The following is a 24640-nucleotide window of genomic DNA, read 5'->3' as shown; positions in this document are numbered from 1 at the left end:
GGCAGGGGCCGATGCGGCTCCTGCCCGTTGAATTCAGCAGATTTGAAGTCGCCAGAACTCAGCCGAATTTCGGATCGAGGCTGCCCGACTTGTAGCGCTTGGCCATTTCCGAGACCGGCAGCGGCTTGATCTTCGGCGCGTTGCCGGCGGTGCCGAACTGCTCGAAGCGCTCCTTGCAGAGCTTCCGCATCGCCGCCATTGCCGGCGTCAGGTACTTGCGCGGGTCGAACTCGCTCGGGTTTTCCGTCAACACCTTGCGGATCGCGCCGGTCAGCGCCATGCGGTTGTCGGTGTCGATGTTGATCTTGCGCACGCCATGCTTGATGCCGCGCTGGATCTCTTCCACCGGCACGCCCCAGGTCGGCTTCATCTGGCCGCCGTACTTGTTGATGATCTCCTGCAGATCCTCCGGCACCGAGGACGAGCCATGCATGACCAGATGCATGTTGGGCAGGCGGCGATGGATCTCCTCGATGACGTTCATGGCCAGCACCGCACCATCCGGCTTGCGCGAGAATTTGTAGGCGCCATGGCTGGTGCCCATGGCCACCGCCAGCGCATCGACATGCGTGTCCTTGACGAATTCCACCGCCTGTTCCGGATCGGTCAAGAGCTGGTCGTGGCTGATCGCGCCTTCGACGCCGTGGCCGTCTTCCTGCTCGCCGCCGCCGCTCTCCAGCGAACCGAGCACGCCGATCTCGCCTTCGACCGACACGCCGCCCCAATGCGCCATGTCGACGACGCGCTTGGTGATGCCGGAATTATAGGCGTAGTCGGCCGGCGACTTGCCGTCTTCCTTGAGCGAGCCGTCCATCATCACCGAGGTGAAGCCGTACTGGATGGCGGTGACGCAGGTGGCTTCGTTGTTGCCATGGTCGAGATGCATGCAGACCGGGATGTCGGGGTGGATTTCGACCAGCGCGTCGATCAGCTTGGCCAGAACCACGTCATTGGCATAGGCGCGCGCACCGCGGCTTGCCTGCAGGATGACGGGCGATTTGGTCTCTTCCGCCGCCTCCATGATGGCGAGGCCCTGTTCCATGTTGTTCATGTTGAAGGCCGGCACGCCATAGCCGTATTCGGCGGCGTGATCGAGCAATTGTCTCAGTGTGATGCGAGCCAACGAAATAGTCTCCCGTATCTGGTTTCAAACCTGGTGGTTGCGGACTGTCCGCGCATTGTCCAGCCCACCGATGCTTCTGGCCGGATTTCCGCGCCACCGCAACCGTGACAGACCGTCCCGGCAGCAATTCTTGTTACAGCGCCGCGATCGGGGCAAGCGGAATATCCCAAGAAATTATCTCATTATCACAAAATATCTGATACTTTTGCGACGATAGCTGTTATCTCTTGGGCGTGATCAAGGAGCCGCGCTACGGCGTTGGCGGTCGGCAGCGATGAAAAGCGACATCAGGCGGCAAGGCATCATGGACTTTCTGATGGACGCTGGTCAGGCCGGCGTCGATGACCTCGCCTTGCGCTTTGGCGTCTCCAAGATGACCGTGCACCGCGACCTCGACGAACTCGAGGAAAGCGGTTTTTTGCGCAAGGTGCGCGGCGGCGCCTCGATCCAGCCGAGCAGCCTGTTCGAAAGCGATTTCCGCTACCGGCAAAAGCAGGCGACCGAGGAGAAGCAGCGCCTGGCAGCAGCCGCCGTGGCCATGATCGAACCCGGCCAGACGGTGATCATCGACGACGGCTCGACGGCGGGCGGCATCGCGCGCCATCTCGCCGATTTGCGGCCGCTGACGGTGATCTCCAACAATCTGGCCGTGATCCAGGAACTGGCCGGGGCGGGCGGCATCAACCTGATCGCGCTCGGCGGCCAATACAGCAAGAAGTTCCATGGCTTCTTCGGCCTGCTCGCCGAGGACATGCTCAAATCGCTGCGCGCCGACGTCGCCTTCCTGTCCTCATCGGCCATCCACGGCGCCTCCGCCTTCCACCAGGACCAGGAGGTGGTGCAGGCCAAGCGGCTGATGATGGCAGCGGCAACCCGCAAATACCTGTTGGTCGATCACGGCAAGTTCGGCCGCACGGCGCTGCATTTTCTCACCGACCTCAAGGCGTTCGACACGGTCTTCACCGGTCGTGAGCTCGAGCCGGGGTTGTACGAAGCGCTCGATGCCGCCGGTGTCTCGGTGGCCCTAGTCGGCAACTAAGTTCGGCACTGAGTAAGGAGCACCTGTGGTGTATTGGGTCGGTACAAGCTGGAAGATGAACAAGACGCTCGCCGGGGCGCTGGATTTCGCGGAGCGCATGGCCGGATTCATTCCCGGTTTCGATGACCGCATCCAGCCCTTCGTCATCCGCCTTTCACGGCGGTGCGCGAGGTCAAGCAGGCGCTGTCGTCGACGCGCATCAAGGTCGGCGCCCAGAACATGCATTGGGCCGATGCCGGCGCCTGGACCGGCGAGATTTCACCTGTGATGCTGAGCGACTGTGGGCTCGATCTGGTCGAACTCGGCCACAGCGAACGGCGCGGGCATTTCGGCGAGACCGACCACACCGTTGGCCTGAAAACGGCGGCGGCCGTGAAGCACGGCTTGATACCGTTGATCTGCGTCGGCGAGACGCTTGCCGAGCGCGAAAGCGGCAAGGCCGATGCCGTGCTGACCGCTCAGGTCGAGGGCGCGCTGCAATTCCTCGAAGGCGAGGCGAAGGGCGCGAAAATCCTGTTCGCCTACGAGCCGGTCTGGGCGATCGGCGACAAGGGCATTCCGGCGAGCTCCGACTATGCCGACAGACAGCAGGGGCTGATCAAGACGGTGGCCGGCGGCCTGCTGCCTTCCGTGCCGCCGGTGCTCTATGGCGGCAGCGTCAATCCCGGCAATGCGGCCGAACTGATCGGCCAGCCCAATATTGACGGCCTGTTCATCGGCCGCTCCGCCTGGCAGGCGGATGGCTACATCGACATTCTCGGCCGCGCCTCGGCGGCGATCTGAGATCATCCAAACACGAAAGGGAAAACCATGAAAATAGCCATTGGAGCCGACAGCGCCGGCAAGCCGCTGCTCGACGTCATCGCCGCACACCTTGCCACCAAATCCGGCCTGACGGTCAGCGATCTCAGCCAGGCCGGTTACTATGCCGACCTCTCGCAAAAGCTCGCCCAGACCATCATCGACGGCGAGAACGAGCGCGGCATCCTGTTTTGCGGCACCGGCATCGGCGTCTCGATCTCGGCCAACAAGGTGCCGGGCATCCGCGCAGCGCTTACCCACGACACCTATTCGGCCGAGCGCGCGGCGAAATCCAACAACGCCCAGATCATCACCATGGGCGCCCGCGTCATCGGCCCGGAACTGGCCAAGGCGATCGTCGATACCTGGCTCGCCTCCGAGTTCGACGAAAAGGGACCGTCTGCCGGCAATGTCCAGGCGATCGACAGGCTCGACGCGGCGAAGGGCTAACCCAGGCTCTTGCGTATCGCGCCGATGACGGTGACGGCCGAGGCGGCGCCCGGGTCCATGTGGCCGAGCGATCGCTCGCCGAGCCGCGAGGAGCGGCCCTTGGCGGCGATCATGTCCTTGGTCGCTTCAGCACCGGACTCGGCGGCGGCAAGGGCCGCCTCGAGGCTCTCAACCAAAGTCTTGCCGGCGAGATTGGCGGCGGCGGCCGCTTCGGCCGCCGGCTGCCAGGCATCGACCATCGTCTTTTCGCCAGGTTCCGCCTTGCCGCGATCCTTGACGCCTTGCGCCATGGCCTGGAACAGGGCGATGAAGTCCGCGTCCGCCAGCGTCGCCTTGCCTTTGACGGCTGCAGCGGCGCGCATGAAGGCCGTCGCATAGAGCGGGCCTGACGAGGCCCCGACGGCATTGAGGAACGATTTTGCCGCCGTGTTGAGCAGCGCCGTCGGCTCGGTCGTTGCAAGGTCGAGCGACGCCAGCGCATCGCGCACGGCATTGAAGCCGAGCTCCATGGCGATGCCATGATCGGCGTCGCCAATGACGCCATCGAGCTGGCAGAGCCGGTCCCTGTCGGCCTCGATCGCCACCGCGATCGTATCGAACATTCTCTTCAGGTCAGCGGCGTCGATGGTCACAGGAACTCTTTCGTCAGCCTGCACGGAACATGGCGCAGTCGCAGGGGTGGTCGAGCATGGCCTGCAATTCCTCGTCGAGATGAAAAAGCGTCACCGAGGCGCCGGCCATTTCGAGCGACGTGCAGTAATTGCCGACCCAGGTCGCGTGGATGGAAACGCCGAGTGCGTCGAGCCGCTGCTTGACCCGGCGGTTCATGATGTAGAGCTCCATCAGCGGCGTCGAGCCGAGCGAGTTGACCAGCACCGCGACCTTGTCGCCGCGCTTCGGCGCCATCTCGGCGAAAATCTTGTCCAGCATCTCGTCGGTGATGGCGTCGGCGGTCCTGAGCTTGCCGCGCGCGATGCCGGGTTCGCCATGGATGCCCATGCCGATTTCCATCTCGTCGGCGCCGATTTCGAAATTCGGCCGCCTTGTCTGCGGCAGGGAGCAGGGCGACAGCGCCACACCCATGGTGAAGGTGTGGTCGTTGGCCTTGCGCGCGATGCGCTCGACCTCGTCCAGGGACAGCATGAGGTCGCAGGCGGCACCGGCCGCCTTGAAGATGAAGAAATTGCCGGCGACGCCGCGACGCTTCTGCCGCTGGTCGCGTGGCGCCGAGGCGACGTCATCGGTGGTCAGCACCGTGCGCACCTCGATGTCGTCCATGTCAGCCATCTCGGCCGCCATGTCGAAATTCATCACGTCGCCGGCATAGTTGCCATACATGAACAGCACGCCGGCGCCACCGCTCACCGCCTTGGCGCATTCGAGGATCGGATCGGGCGGCGGCGAGGCAAAGACATTGCCGATGGCCGCCGCATCCGCCAGTCCCTTGCCGACAAAGCCGAGAAAGGTCGGCTCATGGCCCGAGCCGCCGCCGATGACAAGCCCGACCTTGCCGGGTCGCGGCCCGTCACGGGCGATGATCGAGCGCGGGCTGCCGTCCGCGCTTTTGAGATGGCGAGGATGCGCGGCGAGGATCCCTTCGAGCATCTCGTCGACGGCGCGATTGCCGTCATTGATGATCTTCTTGGTCTGCACCGGCATCCTCCCGACTTTTGGTAAATACTACCGGGTGTTATCGCGATTTCCACCCGGGAAGATTTCATGCCGCGATCTTTTCCCGCGCGGCGAGAATTTCCACGCAGGCCTTGGCCGCTTCCTTGCCCTTGACGGTGAAGTGCTCGAAGAAGAAGCGATGGTGCTCGGCGCTGTCGTGGTAATTGTGTGGCGTCAGCACCGCCGAAAGCACCGGCACGCCGGTCGACAGCTGCACGGTCATCATGCCGTCGATGACGGCGCTGGCGACGAACTCATGCCGGTAGATGCCGCCATTGACGACGAACGCCGTGCCGAGGATCGCGGCATAGCGGCCGGTCTGAGCCAAGGTCTTGGCATGCAGCGGTATTTCGTAGGCGCCGGGCACGTCGAAGACATCGACGGCGAAGCGGTCGCCTCCGATGGCGGCCAGTTCCGCCTCGAAGGCGTGCACGCACTGGTCGACGATGTCGGCGTGCCAGCGCGCGCGGATAACGGCGATGCGAACAGTCTCATAGTCTTTGTGGGAATGCTGATTCATGGGTCCATCCTTCCGTTTCGAACCAGAATCAGGACGCACGATACGAAATACGGCCCGCCAGGGCGGTCCGTTTTCCGTTTCGTTCTCTTTCATCCGGACTATACCGTCGGCTCCGGAATCACACCGGATCTGCTGACCTTTTCCGATTTTGCCGGAAAGCGCTCGCGGGCTTGGATCGAGATCCTTACCGCCGGTGGGGACTTTCACCCCGCCCTGAGAACATTAACGCCGTTTGTATGGAAGGGCAGGGGTGTTGCTGTCAACCACGCGAGGCCAGTGGCCAATCACGTTCTGTCGACTGGAGCAATTCCGCGAAGGAAGCGCTCTATCGCGTGCGCCACGCCGCTGCCGCTGCGGCAACCAGCATCAGCAACGCCGCAACCATCGCGCAGAAGGCAAAGCCAAAGCTGGAATAGAGCGGCCCGAAGCCGGTGGTGCCGATGAAAACGGCCAGATAGGTCACCGCGCTGTTCAGGCCCATGATCGTGCCGCGCCGTGAGGGATCGAGTGCGGAGAGGCGCATCACCAGGACGTTCAGCCCGAAATGATTGGTAAGTCCCCATAGCGCCACCATGGCCAGGGTCAGTCCAAAACTATTGCTCGTTGCGGCAATGGCGACATAGACGGCGGCAACCAGCAGATAGGCGAACGGCATGACGCGCCGCGCACCAAGCCGATCGATGACGCCGTCGAGGAGTGCCGCGGTGCCGAAGCCGATGCCATAGGCAAGTGCTGCCCAACCATTGGCGCTCACGGGTTTGCCCAGTCCGCTGTGCAGATGGTCGCCGAGATAGCCATAGACCCCGTAGAACGCCGTCATGAAGGCCGCGCAGGCAACGAGAAGCGGCACGATGCCAGGAATGCTCAGCGCCGCCAGCGGTGTCGGTGCAGGGCCGCCCTTCCTGATGTCGCTCAGCGACGTCATCGTGAGACTGGCCAGCGCAATCATCGCAAGCAATGCGACTGCTGCGAAAACGGCGCGCCAATGCACGAGATCGGCAATCACGGCCGACAGCGAAACGCCGGCCACCATGCTGAGCGTCCATCCGGTGAGCACGACGCCGATCGTCCCGCTTTCGCGGCCGGGCGGCGCGATCGCCGCCGAACTGGCATAGATCGCCGGCATGGCGACGCCGGCGGCAATGCCGGCGACCAGCTGGGCCGCGACCAGCATGATCAGGATCGGTGCGGCTGCACTGGCGACGAGGGCCATGGCCAGCAACAGCAGTGCACCCTGCAGCATCCGGCGGGCGCCGAGCCGGTCGATGTAGCGTGCCAGGAACAGGGCGCTTGCCGAGGTGCCGAGGCCGAAGGCGGCCGCCGCGATCATCACCACCGGTACGCTTGTTCCGAACGACAAAGCCACGGCCGGCGCTATCGGCCCCAGCACAAGCGAATTCGAGCCGATCACGGCGATGCAGCCGGTGAGCAGATAGGCCAGCGCCGGGATCGGCGCTCGGGCGGTCAATGGTGCAACTTGATCAACGTTCGACATATCAGCATAATGGCCGTATTCCATTCAGCAGAAAACCGGGAATTTTGACATGGATGAAGAAACAGATGGCATTCCGCAGAATAGGGCAGCCGCCCGCGACCTTGATGCGATAGACCGAAGAATATTAGGCGTCCTCGTCGACGACGCCACCATCAGCTACGCCGAGCTCGGCGATCGCGTGGGCTTGTCGCCGCCGGCCGCGCATGAGCGGGTCAAGCGCTTGCGGCGCAGCGGCGCCATCCGAAACACCGCCGCCATCATCGATCCCCGGGCGGTGAAGAAGCCGTTGCTAGCCTTTGTCCATATCGACACCAAGGGCTGGGGGAAGACGCCGGAACTGATGGCGGTCTCGCAATACCCCGAGGTGGAGGAGATCCACACCGTCGCCGGCGACACCTGCATGCTGCTGAAGGTTCGCACGGAAGACACGAGGGCACTCGAAGGACTTTTGGCGCGCCTCTACGAAACGCCGGGAGTCACTTCGACGCGCAGCTACGTGGTCCTCTCGACCTATCTTGAACGGCCGGTGCAGCCCGGCATCACCGAGACATGGCCAACGCCCAAGCACATGGCCGAGCCTCTGTACTAGAAGCGCGGATCAAGCCAACCTGGTATCCGGTGCTACGCTCGTTCGGGGAACATCGCCTTCAGACCCTCGCGCGAGGCCTTGGCGATGCCGCGTTCGGTGATCAGTCCGGTCACCAGCCGCGCCGGGGTCACGTCGAAGGCCGGGTTCGCGGCCGGTGTCGCCTCGGGCGAGATGCGCACCTGGGCGATCTCGCCGCTGGCGGTCTTGCCCCAGACCAGCGAGACTTCATCGGCCGAACGCTGCTCGATCGGGATCTCGTTCAACCCGTCATGCACCGTCCAGTCGATGGTCGGTGACGGCAGCGCGACATAGAACGGCACGTCATTGTCTGCCGCGGCGAGCGCCTTGAGATAGGTACCGATCTTGTTGCAGACATCACCATCAGCGGTGGTGCGGTCGGTGCCGACGATGACCATGTCGATGGCGCCGCGCTGCATCAGATGGCCGCCGGCATTGTCGACGATCAGCGTGTGCGGCACGCCGTGGCCGGCCATCTCCCAGGCGGTCAGCTGGGCACCCTGGTTGCGCGGTCGCGTCTCGTCGACATAGACATGAACGGGAATGCCGGCCTCGGTCGCCAGATAGATAGGCGCGGTGGCGGTGCCGTAATCGACGGTGGCCAGCCAGCCGGCATTGCAGTGGGTGAGGATGTTGACCGTCTCGCCGGGCTGCTTGCGGGCGGCGATCGCCTTGATGATGGCGAGACCATTTTCGCCGATGGCGCGGTTCAGCCCGACGTCCTCGTCGGCGATCTCACCGGCCCGCCGATAGGCGGCTGCGGCGCGTTGTTCTGTCGGCAGCGGGCGGAGGAAGCGCCGCATTTCGTCCAGCGCCCAGCGCAGATTGATCGCCGTCGGGCGCGTCTCGTGCAGCGTCTCCCACACGGCATCGAGCGCTTCGTCGGACGGATCACCAGCCATCTGCATGGCGACGCCATAGGCGGCGGTGACGCCGATCAGCGGCGCACCGCGCACCCACATATCGCGGATCGCGGTGGCGATGCCGGTGACCGTGCCGATCGTCTCGACGCGGAAATCATGCGGCAGCCAGCGCTGGTCGATGATGTCAACCGAACGTCCGTCGTCGCTCAGCCAGATGGTGCGATAGTGGCGGTCGCCGACGTTCAAATGCTGTTCTCCTGTTCGATCAGCGTGGCCAGAGTGTTGACCTCGTCGATGCTGTGTATCTGGCGCCGGTTGACGGCGATGTGACGGCCGAATTTGAGCGCCTTCGCCTCGCAGGAGGCGCGCAGGTCCTCGTCGACGATGGTCTCGAAATCAGCATTGTGGGCGAGGCCGAGGATGCGCCTGTGCACCTCGATACCGGCAAAGCCGAGCAGGTCGGTCCAGATCTGGTGCAGCACATGGTCGAGCGCCTGTTCCGCGGCGAGTATGTCGCCCTGATCCTCGAACAGGCTTTTTTGATAGAGCATGCCGGTCCGCTCGGTGCGCCACAGATGCGAGAACTCGGTGCGGAACACCGCCCATGTCTCTGTGGTGACCCCGAGCAGATAGGAACGCATGGCGTCGCGTTTGCCCTTCTGCTCATGCCCGCGCTGCGAGAAGAACGACATCCAGAAATTGGCCAGCAGCATGCCGACATCGAACGCCATCGGGCCGTAGAAGGCGAATTCCGGATCGATCATCCGGGTCTCGCTGTCGGTGACCATGATCGAGCCGGAATGCAAATCGCCATGCAGCAGCGTCTCGGCATTGGCGGCGAAAATGTGCTTCAGCCGCTGCGCCTCGACCTTGAGGTCGCGATCGGCGCGCAGTTCGGCGACGAGGCCGTCGAGTTGCGGACTGGTGTGCCGGTTCATTTTTGCATCGAAGTAAGGGTCTGAGAACACCAGGTTCTCGGTGATGTCGCAGAGGTCGACATTGTCGGCGAACAGCGCCAGATCGGCCTTGCGGTCCCTGGTCACCATCGACAGGTCGGAACCGCGAAACAGTGTGCGGGCCATGAACAGGCCGATATCCCGGGCGATGTTCGGAAGCTGGCGCCCGTCGATCAGGGCGCGCCTGAGAATGATGTGTGGCGGCGCCAGATACTCCATGATGATCAGGGCCTGGCCTTCATCGAAATAATAGATCGCCGGCACGGAGCCGGGCGCGCGCGCCTCTTGCCTCGTGAGCGCGTGATATTCGAAGAAGGAGCGTTTCAGCGGTAGCGGCCAACTGTCGCCGACCAGGCGGACATAGGGCAGGGCCTGCTTGACCACGGCGGCACCGCTGTCGCCCTCGACGATGAACACCAGGTTGAGATTGCCGTCGCCGACCTCGCGGACTTTCCATTGGGCCGTGTCCTTGCCGATCTTGGCGCACAGCGCCTCGTTGGCGCCGAGGCGCGTTGCAAGCGTCTCGACCGACAGTGCTTCGAACGGCAATTTCCCAGTCATCGTCATCCTCTCGCATATGCACTCCGAACATAACGGAGGCATGGCGGCCTGGCCAAGCTAGGAAGCTGTCTGGCAATTGTCAATCGTGTTGACAATTGCCGACATTGACCATAGCGTCATGGTCAGGGAGGAACGCATGGTCGGCAATGCCGTGTTCCGCGTAGAGGGACTGAGGAAATCCTTTGGCCGCAACGGGGTGCTTGGCGGCATCTCGCTCGAGCTGCATTCCGGCGAAGTCACCGTGCTGATGGGCGCCAATGGCGCCGGCAAATCCACACTCGTCAAGATCATCAGCGGCGTCTACGAGCGCGGCGGCGGCACGATGAGCCTCGCCGGGCAGGACTTCGCGCCGAACACGCCGGCGGAGGCGATCCGCGCCGGTGTCGTCACCGTGCACCAGAACATCAATGACGGTGTCGTCGCCGACCTCGATGTCGCGACCAACCTGACGCTCGACAGGCTGAGCGGCCGGGGCGTGCCGACCCTGTTCAATCCGGCCCGCGTGCGCCGCGAGGCCAAGGCGGTCGCCGACCGCATGGGTCTGGCCATCGATCTCAAGGCGCGCGTCAATGACCTTTCGCTGGCCGATCGCCAGATGGTGGCGATCGCGCGTGCCCTGGCGCACCAGCCGAAGGTGCTGATCCTCGACGAGCCGACCTCCTCGCTCTCCAGCGCCGAGGCCGACCGGCTGTTCGCGCTGGTCGACCGGCTGCGCGAGCAAGGCGTGGCGATCCTCTACATCTCGCATCGCATGTCCGACATCAGGCGGCTTGCCGACCGCATCGTCTCGATGCGTGACGGCGTTATCTCCGGCGTCTTCGACAGGAAACCGCTCGACTATGAAGGCGCGGTCAACGCCATGCTCGGCCGCAAGATCCATCTCGACCAGATCGTTGCCAGGGACTCAGTCAAGGCGGTCCTGACCGTCGAGGGTCTGCGCATCGCGCAAAGCGCCAAGCCGATCTCGCTGACGCTTGGCGATGGCGAGGTCGTCGCCATCACCGGCCTCGTCGGCGTTGGCAAGACGGCACTTGCAGAAACGCTGTTTGGTGTGCGCAAGCCGCTCGCCGGCACCATGACCATGAACGGTAAGCCCTATGCGCCGCGCTCGGCCGGTGATGCGATCGCCGCCGGCGTGTTCCTCGTCGCCAAGGATCGCGCCACCAGCGGCATCGTCGGCGGCTTCAACATCGAGCGCAATGTCAGCCTGCCGTTCCTCAAGCGGATGTCGAATCTGAGCGTTCTCAAGCGCCGCCTCGAACGCACCACCGCGCGCCGGCAGATCGAGGAACTCAGCATCGTCTGTCGCTCCGAGAAGGACGAAATGTCGGCACTGTCCGGCGGCAATCAGCAGAAGGTGATGGTCGCCCGCTGGATGGCACAAGACGCAAAGCTGTTCATCCTCGACGAGCCGTTTCAGGGCGTCGACATCTCGGCTAGGCGCGACATCGCCGCCAAGCTGAGGGCAAGCGCCCATGGCCGCGCGACGCTTTTGTTCGTCACCGAACTCGATGAGGCGCTGGAGACGGCCGACCGCATTTTGGTGATGTCGGAACACACAATCGTCGGCGAACACCGCAATGCCGAAGTCGATCTCGATCGCCTGCTGGCCGAGGTCGCCAGCGGGCCGCTGCACAGCGCTGCCTGAGCGTGGCGGCGGATAGAATTGGAATGGAGAGAGCATGGGTTCGAGTTGGGTAAAGTGGGCAGCAGCGCCGGGGTGCGCTGAATGACGTTGCGCGACTATGCCATCCGTTACGGCTTCATCGTCCTCTTGTTCGGGCTGGTCGCTTATTTCGCGATCGCCGCCGACGGTTTCGTCTCGCCGCAAAGTGCCGTCTTCATCTTCCAGTCGGTCGCCATCACCGGCGTGCTGGCGCTCGGCGTCACCGCCACGCTGGTCGTCGGCGGCTTCGACCTGTCGATCGGCTCGGTCGCCACCTCGGCCATGATGGCGGCGGCCTATGTCATGGTCGTGCTGGAGCAGAACGCCGTCGTCGCGGTCGTCGTCTGCCTGCTGATCGGCGCCATTGTCGGCCTGATCAATGGCTGGCTGATCGTCTACATGCGCGTGCCGGATTTGCTGGCGACGCTCGGCATGATGTTCCTGCTTGTCGGCCTGCAGCGCATCCCCACTGAAGGCCGCTCGATCGCCACCGGCATGACCATGCCCGACGGCTCGGTTGCCAATGGCAAATTCTCTGATGCCTTCCTGGCGCTTGGCCGCCACCGCTTCGACTTCTTCATCCCGAACCTCATTCCGGTGTCGGTCGTCGTGCTGCTGGTGCTTGCCGTACTGATCTGGTTCTTCCTCGAATACACCCGTTTCGGCCGCATGATGTACGCCGTCGGCTCAAATGAGCGCGCCGCCGAACTCGCCGGCGCGCCGGTCAAGGCATACAAGATCTGGGCCTATGTCATTTCAGGCGTCTTTGCCTCGATCGGCGGCATCTTGCTCGCCGCCCGGCTTGGCCGCGGCGACATCGCCTCGGGCAACAATCTGCTGCTCGATGCGGTTGCCGCGGCCCTGATCGGCTACGCGGTACTCGGCGCCGCCAAGCCGAACGCCTTCGGCACCGCCATCGGCGCGCTGTTCGTCGGCATCCTGCTGCAAGGCCTGACGATGATGAACGCGCCTTATTACACGCAGGATTTCGTCAAGGGCGTGGTTCTGGTCGTCGCCCTTGTCTTCACCTTTGCCCTTTCGGGCAGGGGCAGGGGATAGTTTCGACCGGACAGGATTTTCGAGTTCAACACAAGTGGAGGAAAACAAGGTGAACATCACAAGAAGACTTCTGGGGAAGGCGGCGCTCGGACTGGCCGGCGCAACCATGCTGATGCAGGTCCCGGCGCTGGCCGCAGACAAGCCGGCGCCGTTCGACAAGCCCGGCGTCAAGATCGCGCTGGTGCGCTATCTCTCGACCGGCGACTTCTTCCAGGCCTATCTCTCGGGCGTCGAGGCGCAGTCGAAGGCGCTCGGCATCGACCTGCGCGTGCTCGACAGCCGCCAGGACGCCGCCCTTCAGTCAGACATGGTCGACCAGGCCATCGCGCTCGGCGTGCAGGGCATCATCATCCAGCACGGCCTGACGGAATCGATGAAGGACGCCGCCCAGCGCGCGGTCGACGCCGGCATCAAGGTGGTGGCTTTCGACGTCAATGTCGAAAACCCCAAGATCCCGCAGATCGAGCAGTCGGACAAAGACCTGGCCCGCCTCGCGCTTGAGCAGGCGGTCAAGGACAATGGCGAAAGCTGGAACGCCGGCTATGTCTATGTCGCCGGTATCGCGCCGCTCGACCGCCGCAACGAGACCTGGATCGACGTGAAGAAGAAGTACGCGGGCATCAAGGAAGTCGCGATGTTCGGCACGCTCGACAACCCGATCGCCAATTCCGTCGCCAACCAGGCACGTTCGGTGTTGACTGCTCACCCCGACATCAACGTCATGTTCGCCCCCTATGACGAATTCGCCAAGGGCGTGAAGATCGCCGTCGACGAGGCCAGCCTGAACAAGAAGATCAAGATCTATTCGGCCGACATTTCGACGTCTGACATCGCAGCGATGCGCGAGCCTGACAGCGCCTGGGCGGCAACCGCAGCGACCAACCCGGCCGTCGTCGGTCAGGTCTCGGTGCGCGCGCTGGCGCAACTGCTCGCCGGTGAAGACCCCGGCCACAATGTCATCGTGCCACCGACGCTGATCACCCAGAAGGAGCTGATCGACAAGGACATCAAGAACATGGAAGACCTGTCGGCCAAGCTGCCGCAGTTCGCCCATGCCGATGTCGCCATGCCGGCCTGGATGCCGAACCCGAACGCGAAGTAAGGTTCATCATCGCGCAAACGAAAAGGGCGGCCCGTGAGCCGCCCTTTTTGGTGTCTGCTGGAAGTTTACCGCAGCGCCGCCGCGATGTTGCCGCCGTCGACTGTCGTCACGTCGGCGGTCGTCCGTTCGGCCAGCGCGTGATGCAGGAAGGCCTGCGCCACGTCCTGTGCCGTCACTTCCTGGCCGAGCAGATTGCCGGACATGTATTCCTTCTCCGACACGCCGCGCGCGCCGGAGCGGCTGGCGATCATGGCGTCGGTCAAAATGCCCGAGCGGATGCGGTCGGCATTGACCGCGTTCGAACGGATGCCGTGGGCGCCATAGTCGAGCGCGTATTGCCTGGACAGGAACAAAGTCGCCGCCTTCGGCACGCCATAGGCACCGAATTTCGGGCCCGGATTGACCGCCTGCTTGGAGGTGTTGAACAAAAGCACACCGCCGGTGCCCTGTTCGAGCATGATGCGCACGGCGTTCTGCGCCACCGACTGGTGGGCGAAGAAATTGAGCTCGAAACTCTTGCGCAGCAGGGCATCGTCGAGCTCGCCGATCCGGCCTTCCCAGGCCGCACCCGCATTGGAGACGAGAATGTCGACGCCGCCGAACACGGCGACCGCTTTGTCGAAAGCGGCGCGCACCTGTGCCGGGTCGGTGATGTCGGCGCCGACGCCGATCGAATTGTTGCCGGCTTTCTTGGCGGCATCAGCGGCCTTGTCGCCATCGAGATCGACCACGACGGCATGGGCGCCATTGTCGGCGAACAATTTGGCTGTCGCCGCGCCGATCGCGCCAGCGCCGCCTGTGATCAGCACCACCTGGCCGGTCAGCGGCTTCGGCTTGTTGGAGGCAAGCTTGGCCTGCTCCAGCGACCAGTATTCGAGCGGGAACAGATCGGCCTTGGAGAGCGGGTGGAACCGGCCGACCGCCTCGGCGCCGCGTACCGCCTCGATCCACATTTCGCCGACGTCCGAGGCGATCCTGGCATCCTTCAGCGTGCGGCCATGGCCGAACATGCCAAGCCCCGGCACCAGCGTCAGCCGCGGCATCGGGTCGAGCATGGTGCGTTTGACGTCGTCGAGCGCGTCATTGGTCTCGAAATAGGCGCGGTAATCCTGGGCGAAGGCGTCGACATGGCTCTTGATCACGGCCTTGTAGTCGCCGGCCTTGTCGGCATCGGGAGCCGGCACCGCCATCGGTCCGGTCTTGATGCGGATCGACAGATCCGGCGTCGACACGCCGCGTCCGGCATAGTCGGCGATCCCTGCCGAGTTGATGAAATCGACAATTGCATCCGAGGTGCGGAAGTCAGAGATCATGCGGTCGAAGCGGCCTTCGCCGCGTGCCACCGCGACGGCGCCGCGCAGCATCGGAGCGATGGAAGCCGGGGTTGACAGCTTTGCCGGCAGCGCCGCCTTTGCCGCCTGCGGCTTGGCGTTCTTGGCGACGTATTCCTCGGCGACGTTCACATAGTGGATCATCCGGTCATAGGCCTGTCTGGCATCGTCGCCGAAGGTGAAGATGCCGTGCTTGTCGAGAATCAGGCCTTCCACGGTCGGGTCGGCATCGAAGACGTCAGCCGCCGCCTTAGCGAGGTCGAAGCCGGGCATGATGTAGGGCACGTAGCCCATCTTGCTGCCGAATACCGTCTTCACCAGCGGCTTCGAGTCTTCCTGGTCGACGATGGCCAGGATGGCAGTCGAATGGGTGTGGTCGACGAATTTGTGCGGCAGGAAGGCGTGCAGCAGCGTCTCCACCGAAGGGTTGGGCGAGGAGGGATCGATGAGGTTCGCCCGCTGCAGCGCCACCATGTCCTCGTCGGCGAGCTTGTCCAGCGCGCGCGCCTTGAGCAGGGCGCCCATTTTGACCGCTGGCAGGCCCTGCGGCTCGATGACGGCCATGTCCCAGCCGCTGCCCTTGACGCACAACACGTCCCATTCGTCGCCGACGAGGTCGGTCGCCTTGATCTTGCAGGAGGTGTTGCCGCCGCCATGCAGGACCAACTGCGGCACGCCACCCAGCAGCCGCGTCGTGTAGACGCGCAGCGCGAGATCGCGGCCGACGCCCTTCTTCGCATAGTCGGCAACGAGTTTCTCGGCCGCGTCGTCGTTCCACAAATTCTTCATGTTCGCTTCGTCCAGTTGCTGTCTTGGGTGGTGAAACAGGAATGCCGCGACGCCTTGATGACAATGCGCCGGCGAAGGGTTGCTTTTCAGGATGCTTTTTGGGGCGCCGCTCCGGCATGATCGAGCAGCCGCTGCGCCATATGCGCGCCGACCACCAGATGCGTGCAAAGTCCGCCGGCGATCGCCGCCAGCAGCGGTTCGAACTTGCTGTCCTCCTGCACCACCATCAGGCGCCTGGCGATGGCACGCAGCGAGGCAAGCTCGGCGGAGATCACCCGGCGGTTGTAGCTGCAGTCGAGCACCTTGCCTTCGGCGTCGATGATCTGCCCGGCAATGACGCCGGCGGCACCTCGGCTGCGCAGCTCCGCCATTTCATCTGATGTCAGCGCGCCGCATTTGACCAGATGGCTGTCGGCGTCGACCGCGCCGACCGAGTAGAGCGCCAGATCGCAGTCCTTGACCCCCGACAACTGCTCGCGGATCACCGGCTCGGCCCGCAGCGCGCGCGCCAACTCTTCCGTCGACAGCACCAGCGGCGCATAGAAGTTGAGACCCTTGGCATTGAGCCGGCGCGCGATCTCCATCGTGCATTGGTCGGGCCGGTAGGAATAGGGCGCGCCGAGATTGCCGCAGAGCTGAACCACCGTCACATCCTGCAGGTCGGCATAGGACATGATGTCGGCGATCGTGTAGACGGTGCGGCCCCAGGCGACGCCGATGCGGTCGCCCTTCTTGACCAGCTCGAGAAAGACGCTTGCCGCCAGCACGGCAATGTCCGTCGACGGGTCCGGGATATGGCCGTTCTCCGGCGCGATCCAGACCGCGTCGAGGCCCAGCGCGTCCTCGAGCTTGCGCGCCATCACATCGTCGGTGAACAGCTGCGTCGAGGTCGAGATGTTGACGATGCCGGTCTCGCGCGCCTTGCGCAGATACATGGCCACCGAGGCACGGGAAATGTTAAGCTGGCTTGCAACCTGATCCTGCCTCAGGCCATGCGCATAATAGAGCCAGGCGGCTTTGTGTATGAGCTGTTCTGCCGGTCGGATCGCCATGCCGTCTCCTCGGCTGACATTAGTCACGGCTCTCGACAAAAGTCAAATTGCGATGCTGGAGCGCGATCGCCTCTCAGCAAGGCTCATCCGGGATCGTCGTTCTACAAAGCCTGAACACCATAGCATTTTCGGCCATCCAGGGGGATGGCCTGACGAGACTCCTAAGGTTAGAAAGTCGAAAAGGACTTTGGGGAGAACGGGATGGGCAATCCTTACGAACAGGATCTCGACAGGAATGCGGCCAACCACCAGCCGCTGACGCCGCTCACCTATCTGGAGCGCGCGGCAAAGACCTATCCTGACCACATCGCCATCATTCATGGCGGCCAGCGCATCTCCTATCGCGATTTCTGGCGCCGCTCGCTCAAGCTCGCCTCGGCGCTGCAAAAGCGCGGCATCGGCAAGGGCGACACGGTCACCGTCATGCTGTCAAACACGCCGCCGATGCTGGAGGCGCATTTCGGCGTGCCGATGACCAAGGCGGTGCTGCACTCGCTCAACACCCGCCTCGATGCCGCGGTCATCGCCTTCCAACTCGATCACGCCGAAACCAAGGTGCTGATCGTCGACCGCGAATTCTCAGGCGTTGTCCGGCAAGCGCTCGATCTGGCCAAGGTCAAGCCGCTGGTCATCGACTACGACGATCCCGACTACGCTGCGGACGCACCCTATCCGAAGGGTGAGCGGATCGGCGCGCTCGACTATGAGGATTTTGTCTCAGGCGGTGACGAGGATTTCGCCTGGTCGATGCCGGACGACGAATGGGACGCCATCTCGCTCAACTACACCTCAGGCACGACAGGCAATCCGAAGGGCGTCGTCTATCACCACCGCGGTGCCGCCCTGATGGCCTACACCAACACCATCCATGCCGGCATGGCCAAGCACGCCGTCTATCTTTGGACGCTGCCGATGTTCCACTGCAATGGCTGGTGCTTCCCCTGGACGCTGGCCGTCCAGGCCGGCACCCATGTCTGCCTGCGCTGGGTGCGGCCGAAGCCGATCTACGATGCCATCGCCGATCATGGCGTCACTCATCTCTGCGGCGCTCCGGTCGTCATGTCGGTGCTGATCAACGCCAAGGACGAGGACAAGCGAACGTTCGCGCAGACCGTGACCTTCAACACCGCGGCCGCGCCGCCACCCGAAGCGGTGCTGTCGGGCATGGCCGATGCCGGCTTTGCCGTCACCCATCTCTATGGCCTGACCGAGACCTACGGCCCGGCGGTGGTCAATGAATGGCATGGCGAATGGGACGGTCTCGCAAAGGGTGAGCGCAGCGCCAAGAAGGCGCGGCAGGGCGTGCGCTATGCCGCGCTCGAAGGGCTTACCATCATGGACCCCGAGACGATGCGGTCGACGCCGGCCGACGGCGAGACGATCGGCGAGGTCATGTTCCGCGGCAACATCGTCATGAAGGGCTATCTGAAGAATCGCAAGGCGAGCGACGAAGCCTTCGCCGGCGGCTGGTTCCACTCCGGCGATCTCGGCGTCATGCATCCCGATGGCTATATCCAGCTCAAGGACCGCTCCAAGGACATCATCATCTCCGGCGGCGAGAACATTTCGTCGATCGAGGTCGAGGATGCGCTCTACAAGCACCCGGCTGTGGCGTCATGCGGTGTGGTTGCCCGCGCGGACGACAAATGGGGCGAGGTGCCGGTTGCCTATGTCGAGTTGAAGCCCGGCAAGGCGGCGACCGAGGCCGAGATCATCGAGCACTGCCGGGGGTTGCTTGCCCGTTTCAAAGTGCCGAAAGCGGTGATTTTCGCCGAAATCCCCAAGACCTCGACGGGCAAGATCCAGAAATTCCGGCTGCGGGAAATGGCGAAGGGGACGTAGGCCCGCTGGCGCTTTTGCGGTGACGTCGACAGGTTTCCTGGACGCCTCGCGGCTTCGTCATCCTAGGGTGGAGCAGTCGCGAAGCGACGTCGCGGAAACCCTGGGATCCATGCCGTGACCTGGCGGCCGTGCTCCAACAGCTCTTCGCAAGCTGCCGGCGCTGATCCGCGTAACTCTTTGATCCGCCTCGCTCTTCGGCATACGTCACGGAATGGATCCTAGGGTCTGCGCCGCGTCGCTTCGCTCCTTGCTTCGCCCTAGGATGACGAACTCATCGGCGCCTGCCTCCAATTGTAGGCGTCGGCTACACGCGTCCGCCCACTGTCACCATCTGTCACCAATTATACGTGTACGTCGATTTCGCGTTGACATCCCGCTTTCTTCAATTTACGACTGACGAAAATTGAAATTCGTCACTTGTCAAACGAAAGAGCCATGTCCGAAGCCGCCAACATAGTCGCCGATGCCGCCAGGCAAGAGAATGTGACGCGCATTCTCGACTGCGCCGAGCGCCTGTTCCGGCACTATGGCTACGGCAAGACCAATGTCGCCGACATTGCCCGCGAACTCGGCATGTCGCCGGCCAACATCTACCGTTTCTTCGCCTCCAAGGTCGAAATCCACCAGGCGGTCTGCGGCCGCATGCTCGGCGCCAGCTACAAGATGGCTTACGAGATCATGCACCTGCCGATCGGCGCCGAGGAGCGGCTTCGTCGCTACATTCATGCGCAATACAAGATGACGCTGGAGACCATGCTCGACGAGCAGAAGGTCCATGAGATGGTCATCGTCGCGCTCGAGCGCGACTGGGGCGTCATCGACAAGCACGTCGACAGCATCCACGACCTGTTCGCGGAGGTCATCCGGGACGGCATCGAAGCCGGCGAGTTCAGGGAACAGGATCCGGTGATCGCGTCGCGCTGCTTCGGCGCCGCCACAATCATCCTGTGCCATCCGCAGATGGTGGCGCAGTGCCTCGCCAAGACCAACCGGGCGATGCCCGACGACCTGATCGACTATGCGATCAAGGCCCTGAAGAAATAGCCGCCGCCCGCCGGGCGCCGGTCGACAGTTCATCTCCAGTTCGGGAGTGCCAAGGTGTCTTTGTCCAATTCCATCATCAGCCGGTTGCCGGTCGCGGGCTTGATCGTCGGAGCGCTCGCTCTCGCCGGCTGCAGCCAGGAGAAAGCCGAAGTCAAGGATATCATCCGCCCGGTCAAGGTCGTCGAGATCGCCCAGGCGCATGACACCCGCATGCTTTCCTATTCAGGGTCCGTGCGGGCCCGCACCGAAAGCGCCCTGGCTTTCCGGGTCAACGGCAAGATCACCGAGCGCCTGGTCGACATCGGCCAGCACGTGGCGCCGGGCGATGTGCTCGCCCGCATCGATCCCACCGACTACGACCTCTCGGTCAAGAGCGCCCAGGCTACGCTCGATGCCGCCGAGCGACAGGTCGAGACGACAGAGCTTGCCCGTAAGCGCGCCGAACAGCTTTTCGCCAAGAATTTCTCACCAAAATCGCAGCTCGAACAGGCAACGCTGACCTATGACCAGGCGGTCGCCACACGCGACTCCGCCCGCTCGTCGCTTGACCAGGCCAAGAACCAGGTCGGCTATACCGACCTCAAGGCTGACAAGGACGGCATCGTCACGGCGGTCAACGCCGATGTCGGCCAGGTGGTCGGCTCCGGCACGCCGGTGGTCACTGTCGCGGTCGATGGCGAGAAGGAAGTGCTGATCGCCGTGCCCGAAATGGAGATCGCCGAATTCAAGCCGGGCAAGTCAGTCAAGGCCGGATTCTGGTCCGACAACACGCTGGCGCTCGACGGCAAGGTCCGCGAAGTCGCCGGCAGCGCCGATACGCAGTCGCGCACCTTTGCCGTCCGCGTCAGCCTGCCCAACGATCCGCGCGTGCTGCTCGGCATGACCGCCAATATCGAGGCTTCGGCCGCCAATGAAAAGCAGCTCGTATCGATCCCGCTGAGCGCGTTGGCCGAGAAAGACAGCCAGTCGATCGTCTGGACCGTCGATCGTGGCGCCGACACCGTTCATGCCCGCCCGGTCAAGGTCGCCGAGTTCGCCGCCGATGGCGTGCGTGTCACTGAAGGATTGAAGCCCGGTGACATCGTGGTCGCCGCCGGCACGCAGTTCATGACCGAGAATCTGAAGGTGAAGCTCGCCGGCGGCGTGGCGCAGCAATCCGCCTCTGCCGAGGGCCAGGACGCCAGCCAGCTGCGCTGACGACAGACAGGTTGGCCGCGCGTTCCCGCGGCCGCAGGTTTCCGGGCGGCGTGCGCCCGAAGGTCGAGACGTCAAGGCCGATGTCCCCCCGCATCGATCCTAGCGTCCCACCGCGATGAGTGTCTCTCCACTTGGAAGGCCTCGCCGCCCGGAAGCCAGATCGAACGCAGACGATTTCGTTTCGCGCGCCGCGCTTCTTCGAAGCACCAGGCGCCGGCAACCAAGCAAAGTGGACCAGCACCAATGACGACCTCCACTGAAGAAAAGCGGCCTTTCAATCTGTCGCGCTGGGCGATCGGCCACCCCTCCATCGCGCGCTTCCTGTTCGGGCTGATCATCATCGCCGGTGCGCTCGGCCTGATGCGCATGGGCCAGAAGGAAGACCCCGACTTCACCTTCCGGGTCATGGTCGTGCAGGCGATCTGGCCGGGCTCCTCGATCAAGGAGATGGAAGACCAGGTCGTCAACAAGATCGAGCGCAAGCTGCAGGAAACGCCGCATCTCGACTTCGTGCGCTCCTTCACCCGCGCCGGCAGTGCCATCATCACCGTGCAGATCAAGGGCGACACCAATGCCGCAGAGGTGACGGACGCCTTCTATCAGGTGCGCAAGAAGGTCGGCGACATATCAGGTGACCTGCCGCAAGGCCTGCTCGGCCCCTATTTCAACGACGAGTTCGGCGACACCTTCATCACGCTGCATTCGATCAGCGGCGACGGCTTCTCCTATCCAGAGCTGAAGAAGTTCGCCATCCAGGCGCGCGACATGCTTTTGACGACGCCCGGCGTCGAGAAGGCCGTCATCATCGGCGACCAGCCGGAAAAGCTCTATATCGACGTCTCGTCCAAGGCGCTCGCCGAGCGCGGCCTGACGCTGACCGACCTGCAGAACGCGATCAAGGGCCAGAACAATGTCGATCCGGCCGGGTCCGTCGACACCGGCGTCAATTCGGTGCGCATCTCCGTCGAAGGCGACGTCACCAAGGCCGCCGACATCAGGGAACTGCGCCTGCGCGCCGGCGGACAGGTCACCCGGCTCGGCGACATAGCCGCGGTGACATCGGGGCTCGAAGATCCCTTCCAGCGCAAATACCGTTTCAACGGTCATGACAGCGTGCAACTCGGCGTCGTCATGGCCAAGGGTTTTAAAGTCACCGATGTCGGCAAGGACGTCGAGGCGACCTACAAGCGCTTCGAGGAGGCGTTGCCCTATGGCGTGTCGGTCGACCAGATTTCCGACCAGCCCGGCGTCGTCACCGATGCGGTGGCCGAATTCATGCACGCGCTCGGCGAAGCGCTGCTCATCGTGCTCGTCGTTTCGTTCCTGTCGATCGGCTGGCGCTCGGGCCTGGTCATCGCCATAGCCATTCCGCTGGTTCTGGCAGCCACCTTCGCCATCATGTACGAGCTCGGCATCGACCTGCAGCGCATTTCGCTCGGCGCCCTGATCATCGCGCTCGGCCTGCTCGTCGACGACGCCATGATCGTCGTCGAGATGATGGAGCGAAAGCTGGAGGAGGGGCTGGTCAAGATCGAGGCCGCGAGCTTCGCCTATACATCGACCGCTTTCCCGATGCTGACCGGCACGCTGATCACCACCGCCGGCTTCATCCCGGTCGGCTTTGCCGCCTCCACAGCCGGCGAATATGTGCGCACCCTGTTCTATGTCGTCGGCATCGCGCTGATCGTGTCGTGGTTCGTCGCGGTCTATTTCACGCCATGGCTCGGCAACATGATCCTCAAGCAGCGCAAGCATGCCGGCAGCCATCACGATGCCTTCGATACGCGCTTCTACCGCCGGCTTCGTTCGACCGTCGGCTGGGCGGTGCGCCATCGCATCATCGTTCTGGTGATGACGCTGGTGACCTTCGGTACCAGCCTGTGGGCGTTCCAGTTCATCCCGCAGAACTTCTTCCCGCAATCGTCACGGCCGGAAATCCTCGTCGATCTCTGGCTGCCGGAAGGCACCAGCATCAAGGAGGTCGAGACGCAGGCCAAGGCGCTTGAAGCCAAGATGATGGACGACAAGGACAAGCGCTTCATCGCCACCTATATCGGCGAAGGCGCCCCCCGTTTCTTCCTGCCGCTCGACCAGCAGCTCGCCAACCCGAACTTCGCCCAGATGCTGGTGATGGCCAATGACGAGCCGGCGCGCGAGCGGCTGATCGTCAAGCTGCGCACCGTTCTGGCCGAGGACTTCCCCTCGATCCGCGGCAAGGTCGACCGCCTGTTCCTCGGCCCGCCGACCGGCTGGCCGGTGCAGATGCGCGTCATGGGTCCGGATCGCCAGGAGGTGCGCCGCATCGCCGACCAGGTGAAGGCGAAGTTCCGCGAGGATCCGCTGCTTGGCGCGGTCCATGACGACTGGCTCGAACCCGTCCCGGCAATGAAGCTGGTCATCGATCAGGATCGTGCCCGCGCGCTCGGCGTCACCTCGCAGCGCATCCGCCAGATGCTGCAGGCATCGATGTCCGGCGCGCCGCTCGACAACTTCCGCGACGGCGAGGAGACGGTCTCGATCGTCGCTCGTGAGCCGGATGCCAGCCGCAGCCTGCTGTCCTCGGTCGACTCGGTCTATATCCCGACCGATTTCGGTGGCTTCGTGCCGCTGTCGCAGGTGGCCAAGGTGGTGCCGGTGCTCGATCAAGGCATCGAGTGGCGCCGTGACCGCCTGCCGACCATCAGCGTGCGCGCCACGCTGCCTGATGGCGTGCAGTCCAACGACGTCGTCACCAAGATGTACAAGGACATGCAGGGCCTGCGCGACGGCCTGGCGCCCGGCTACAAGATCGAGATCCAGGGCGGTGCCGAGGATTCGGCCGAAAGCCAGGCGTCCATCGCCGCCAAGGCGCCGATCATGCTGGCCATCATCGTCGTGCTGCTGATGATCCAGCTGCAGAACTTCGGCAAGGCGATGCTGGTGCTGGCGACAGGTCCGCTCGGCATCATCGGCGCTGCCGCGGCATTGCTGATCAGCGGCGCGCCGTTCGGCTTCGTCGCCATCCTCGGCGTGATCGCGCTGCTCGGCATCATCATGCGCAACTCGATCATCCTGGTCGACCAGATCGACCAGGACATCGCCAGAGGCATGGAACGCTCCGAGGCCATCATCGGCTCGGCCGTGCGGCGTTTCCGGCCGATCGTGCTGACAGCGATGACGGCGGTGCTGGCGCTGATCCCGATCTCGCGCGCCGTGTTCTGGGGGCCGCTCGCCTATGCCATGATGGGCGGCATCATGGTTGCCACCGTGCTGACCATTCTCGTGCTGCCGGCAGGCTACGCCCTGTTCTTCGGCCGTGAGCCCAAGAAGGTGGTGAACAGTGAGCAGGCGCCCGAGCCGGAACTGCCCGCCGAGCGGCCGCAACTAGCCTTGGCCGCGGAATAGAGCGGTTCTATCGCATCATCCGCCGTCTGTGATGGCGGATGATGCCGTGTGACGGTTGGTCCGTCACGCCGATGAAAATGCTCCCCGG

The 24640-nt window shown here is 63.7% G+C and carries 19 protein-coding genes, 1 pseudogene and 1 riboswitch; of the genes and pseudogenes, 11 read left to right on the top strand and 9 right to left on the bottom strand.

What is annotated here, in order from left to right; translation table 11 throughout:
• Window positions 1-58 precede the first annotated feature (58 nt).
• Window positions 59-1123 (bottom strand): class II fructose-bisphosphate aldolase, encoded by a 1065-nt coding sequence (gene fba, locus AC0V7N_RS31100; RefSeq protein ID WP_010914722.1) that lies wholly within the window; start codon window positions 1121-1123, stop codon window positions 59-61.
• A gap of 274 nt (window positions 1124-1397) precedes the next feature.
• Here fba and AC0V7N_RS31095 point away from each other — a divergent pair, with 274 nt between their 5' ends.
• From AC0V7N_RS31095 to derI, 3 genes and pseudogenes are all read left to right on the top strand, one after another.
• Window positions 1398-2162, top strand: a complete 765-nt coding sequence (locus tag AC0V7N_RS31095) for a DeoR family transcriptional regulator (protein ID WP_496627486.1) — start codon at window positions 1398-1400, stop codon at window positions 2160-2162.
• A 55-nt stretch (window positions 2163-2217) separates the two neighbouring features.
• Window positions 2218-2945 (top strand): annotated as a pseudogene (locus AC0V7N_RS31090) (triose-phosphate isomerase).
• A 27-nt stretch (window positions 2946-2972) separates the two neighbouring features.
• Window positions 2973-3413 carry a D-erythrulose-4-phosphate isomerase gene (derI, locus tag AC0V7N_RS31085; RefSeq protein ID WP_475452004.1) on the top strand — a complete coding sequence of 147 codons (441 nt, stop codon included), beginning with the start codon at window positions 2973-2975 and terminating at the stop codon, window positions 3411-3413.
• Here the strand turns inward: derI and dhaL are convergent.
• The 4 genes from dhaL to AC0V7N_RS31065 form a co-directional block, all read right to left on the bottom strand.
• The gene (dhaL, locus tag AC0V7N_RS31080; protein ID WP_475452003.1) at window positions 3410-4045 is read right to left on the bottom strand and encodes a dihydroxyacetone kinase subunit DhaL; all 636 of its coding nucleotides are present in this window, start codon (window positions 4043-4045) and stop codon (window positions 3410-3412) included. The two genes, derI and dhaL, sit on opposite strands and share 4 nt — an antisense overlap.
• Before the next feature lie 13 nt (window positions 4046-4058).
• Window positions 4059-5072 (bottom strand): dihydroxyacetone kinase subunit DhaK, encoded by a 1014-nt coding sequence (locus tag AC0V7N_RS31075; protein WP_475452002.1) that lies wholly within the window; start codon window positions 5070-5072, stop codon window positions 4059-4061.
• A 58-nt stretch (window positions 5073-5130) separates the two neighbouring features.
• On the bottom strand, window positions 5131-5604 hold the full coding sequence (locus AC0V7N_RS31070) for a 6,7-dimethyl-8-ribityllumazine synthase (protein WP_475452001.1): 474 nt from the start codon (window positions 5602-5604) through the stop codon (window positions 5131-5133).
• A 77-nt stretch (window positions 5605-5681) separates the two neighbouring features.
• Window positions 5682-5829, bottom strand: a riboswitch (FMN riboswitch).
• Window positions 5830-5929: 100 nt separating this feature from the next.
• Window positions 5930-7099 (bottom strand): MFS transporter, encoded by a 1170-nt coding sequence (locus AC0V7N_RS31065; protein ID WP_475452000.1) that lies wholly within the window; start codon window positions 7097-7099, stop codon window positions 5930-5932.
• 49 nt (window positions 7100-7148) lie between these two features.
• Between AC0V7N_RS31065 and AC0V7N_RS31060 the strand changes: the two genes are divergently transcribed.
• The gene (locus AC0V7N_RS31060) at window positions 7149-7688 is read left to right on the top strand and encodes an Lrp/AsnC family transcriptional regulator (RefSeq protein WP_475451999.1); all 540 of its coding nucleotides are present in this window, start codon (window positions 7149-7151) and stop codon (window positions 7686-7688) included.
• Between the two features lie 32 nt (window positions 7689-7720).
• On the opposite strand, the gene mtnA is transcribed toward AC0V7N_RS31060, so the two are convergent.
• Both mtnA and mtnK read right to left on the bottom strand, forming a co-directional pair.
• Window positions 7721-8815 carry an S-methyl-5-thioribose-1-phosphate isomerase gene (gene mtnA, locus AC0V7N_RS31055; protein ID WP_475451998.1) on the bottom strand — a complete coding sequence of 365 codons (1095 nt, stop codon included), beginning with the start codon at window positions 8813-8815 and terminating at the stop codon, window positions 7721-7723.
• Window positions 8812-10086: an S-methyl-5-thioribose kinase gene (gene mtnK / locus AC0V7N_RS31050; protein ID WP_475451997.1), complete on the bottom strand. Its 1275-nt coding sequence runs from the start codon at window positions 10084-10086 to the stop codon at window positions 8812-8814. Before mtnK ends, mtnA begins: the two co-directional genes overlap by 4 nt.
• Before the next feature lie 136 nt (window positions 10087-10222).
• On the opposite strand from mtnK, the gene AC0V7N_RS31045 reads away from it, so the two are divergent.
• From AC0V7N_RS31045 to AC0V7N_RS31035, 3 genes are all read left to right on the top strand, one after another.
• Entirely contained in the window at window positions 10223-11734 is a 1512-nt protein-coding gene (locus AC0V7N_RS31045; protein WP_475460571.1) for a sugar ABC transporter ATP-binding protein, read from the top strand.
• Between the two features lie 81 nt (window positions 11735-11815).
• Window positions 11816-12811 carry an ABC transporter permease gene (locus AC0V7N_RS31040; protein WP_475451996.1) on the top strand — a complete coding sequence of 332 codons (996 nt, stop codon included), beginning with the start codon at window positions 11816-11818 and terminating at the stop codon, window positions 12809-12811.
• A 49-nt stretch (window positions 12812-12860) separates the two neighbouring features.
• Window positions 12861-13913 (top strand): substrate-binding domain-containing protein, encoded by a 1053-nt coding sequence (locus AC0V7N_RS31035; protein WP_475451995.1) that lies wholly within the window; start codon window positions 12861-12863, stop codon window positions 13911-13913.
• A gap of 65 nt (window positions 13914-13978) precedes the next feature.
• Here AC0V7N_RS31035 and AC0V7N_RS31030 read toward each other — a convergent pair whose 3' ends face one another.
• Together AC0V7N_RS31030 and AC0V7N_RS31025 are read right to left on the bottom strand one after the other, a co-directional pair.
• Entirely contained in the window at window positions 13979-16033 is a 2055-nt protein-coding gene (locus tag AC0V7N_RS31030) for a bifunctional aldolase/short-chain dehydrogenase (protein ID WP_475451994.1), read from the bottom strand.
• An 86-nt stretch (window positions 16034-16119) separates the two neighbouring features.
• A complete protein-coding gene (locus AC0V7N_RS31025) occupies window positions 16120-17085 on the bottom strand; it encodes a sugar-binding transcriptional regulator (protein WP_475451993.1) in 966 nt (321 codons plus the stop codon).
• Between the two features lie 201 nt (window positions 17086-17286).
• Between AC0V7N_RS31025 and AC0V7N_RS31020 the strand changes: the two genes are divergently transcribed.
• The 4 genes from AC0V7N_RS31020 to AC0V7N_RS31005 all read left to right on the top strand — a co-directional run bounded on the left by AC0V7N_RS31020 (window position 17287) and on the right by AC0V7N_RS31005 (window position 24552).
• Window positions 17287-18927, top strand: a complete 1641-nt coding sequence (locus tag AC0V7N_RS31020; protein WP_496627485.1) for an AMP-binding protein — start codon at window positions 17287-17289, stop codon at window positions 18925-18927.
• Window positions 18928-19362: 435 nt separating this feature from the next.
• Window positions 19363-19971 (top strand): TetR/AcrR family transcriptional regulator, encoded by a 609-nt coding sequence (locus AC0V7N_RS31015; protein ID WP_475451992.1) that lies wholly within the window; start codon window positions 19363-19365, stop codon window positions 19969-19971.
• A gap of 54 nt (window positions 19972-20025) precedes the next feature.
• Window positions 20026-21168, top strand: coding sequence for an efflux RND transporter periplasmic adaptor subunit (locus AC0V7N_RS31010; protein WP_475451991.1), 1143 nt, complete (start codon window positions 20026-20028; stop codon window positions 21166-21168).
• A 243-nt stretch (window positions 21169-21411) separates the two neighbouring features.
• Complete coding sequence (locus AC0V7N_RS31005) at window positions 21412-24552, top strand: efflux RND transporter permease subunit (RefSeq protein ID WP_496627484.1); 3141 nt, start codon at window positions 21412-21414, stop codon at window positions 24550-24552.
• The last annotated feature ends 88 nt before the right edge of the window (window positions 24553-24640 follow it).

The sequence above is a fragment of the Mesorhizobium kamtschaticum genome (assembly GCF_056174585.1).
This window is presented reverse-complemented; position numbering and strand designations above follow the sequence as displayed.

Excerpts from the sequence above, each read along its gene's own strand:
- AC0V7N_RS31095 (WP_496627486.1), top strand. The coding sequence starts at position 1,398 with ATGAAAAGCGACATCAGGCGGCAAGGCATCATGGACTTTCTGATGGAC.
- derI (WP_475452004.1), top strand. The coding sequence starts at position 2,973 with ATGAAAATAGCCATTGGAGCCGACAGCGCCGGCAAGCCGCTGCTCGAC.
- AC0V7N_RS31075 (WP_475452002.1), bottom strand. The coding sequence starts at position 5,072 with ATGCCGGTGCAGACCAAGAAGATCATCAATGACGGCAATCGCGCCGTC.
- AC0V7N_RS31070 (WP_475452001.1), bottom strand. The coding sequence starts at position 5,604 with ATGAATCAGCATTCCCACAAAGACTATGAGACTGTTCGCATCGCCGTT.
- AC0V7N_RS31065 (WP_475452000.1), bottom strand. The coding sequence starts at position 7,099 with ATGTCGAACGTTGATCAAGTTGCACCATTGACCGCCCGAGCGCCGATC.
- AC0V7N_RS31060 (WP_475451999.1), top strand. The coding sequence starts at position 7,149 with ATGGATGAAGAAACAGATGGCATTCCGCAGAATAGGGCAGCCGCCCGC.
- mtnK (WP_475451997.1), bottom strand. The coding sequence starts at position 10,086 with ATGACTGGGAAATTGCCGTTCGAAGCACTGTCGGTCGAGACGCTTGCA.
- AC0V7N_RS31045 (WP_475460571.1), top strand. The coding sequence starts at position 10,223 with ATGGTCGGCAATGCCGTGTTCCGCGTAGAGGGACTGAGGAAATCCTTT.
- AC0V7N_RS31040 (WP_475451996.1), top strand. The coding sequence starts at position 11,816 with ATGACGTTGCGCGACTATGCCATCCGTTACGGCTTCATCGTCCTCTTG.
- AC0V7N_RS31030 (WP_475451994.1), bottom strand. The coding sequence starts at position 16,033 with ATGAAGAATTTGTGGAACGACGACGCGGCCGAGAAACTCGTTGCCGAC.
- AC0V7N_RS31025 (WP_475451993.1), bottom strand. The coding sequence starts at position 17,085 with ATGGCGATCCGACCGGCAGAACAGCTCATACACAAAGCCGCCTGGCTC.
- AC0V7N_RS31020 (WP_496627485.1), top strand. The coding sequence starts at position 17,287 with ATGGGCAATCCTTACGAACAGGATCTCGACAGGAATGCGGCCAACCAC.
- AC0V7N_RS31015 (WP_475451992.1), top strand. The coding sequence starts at position 19,363 with ATGTCCGAAGCCGCCAACATAGTCGCCGATGCCGCCAGGCAAGAGAAT.
- AC0V7N_RS31005 (WP_496627484.1), top strand. The coding sequence starts at position 21,412 with ATGACGACCTCCACTGAAGAAAAGCGGCCTTTCAATCTGTCGCGCTGG.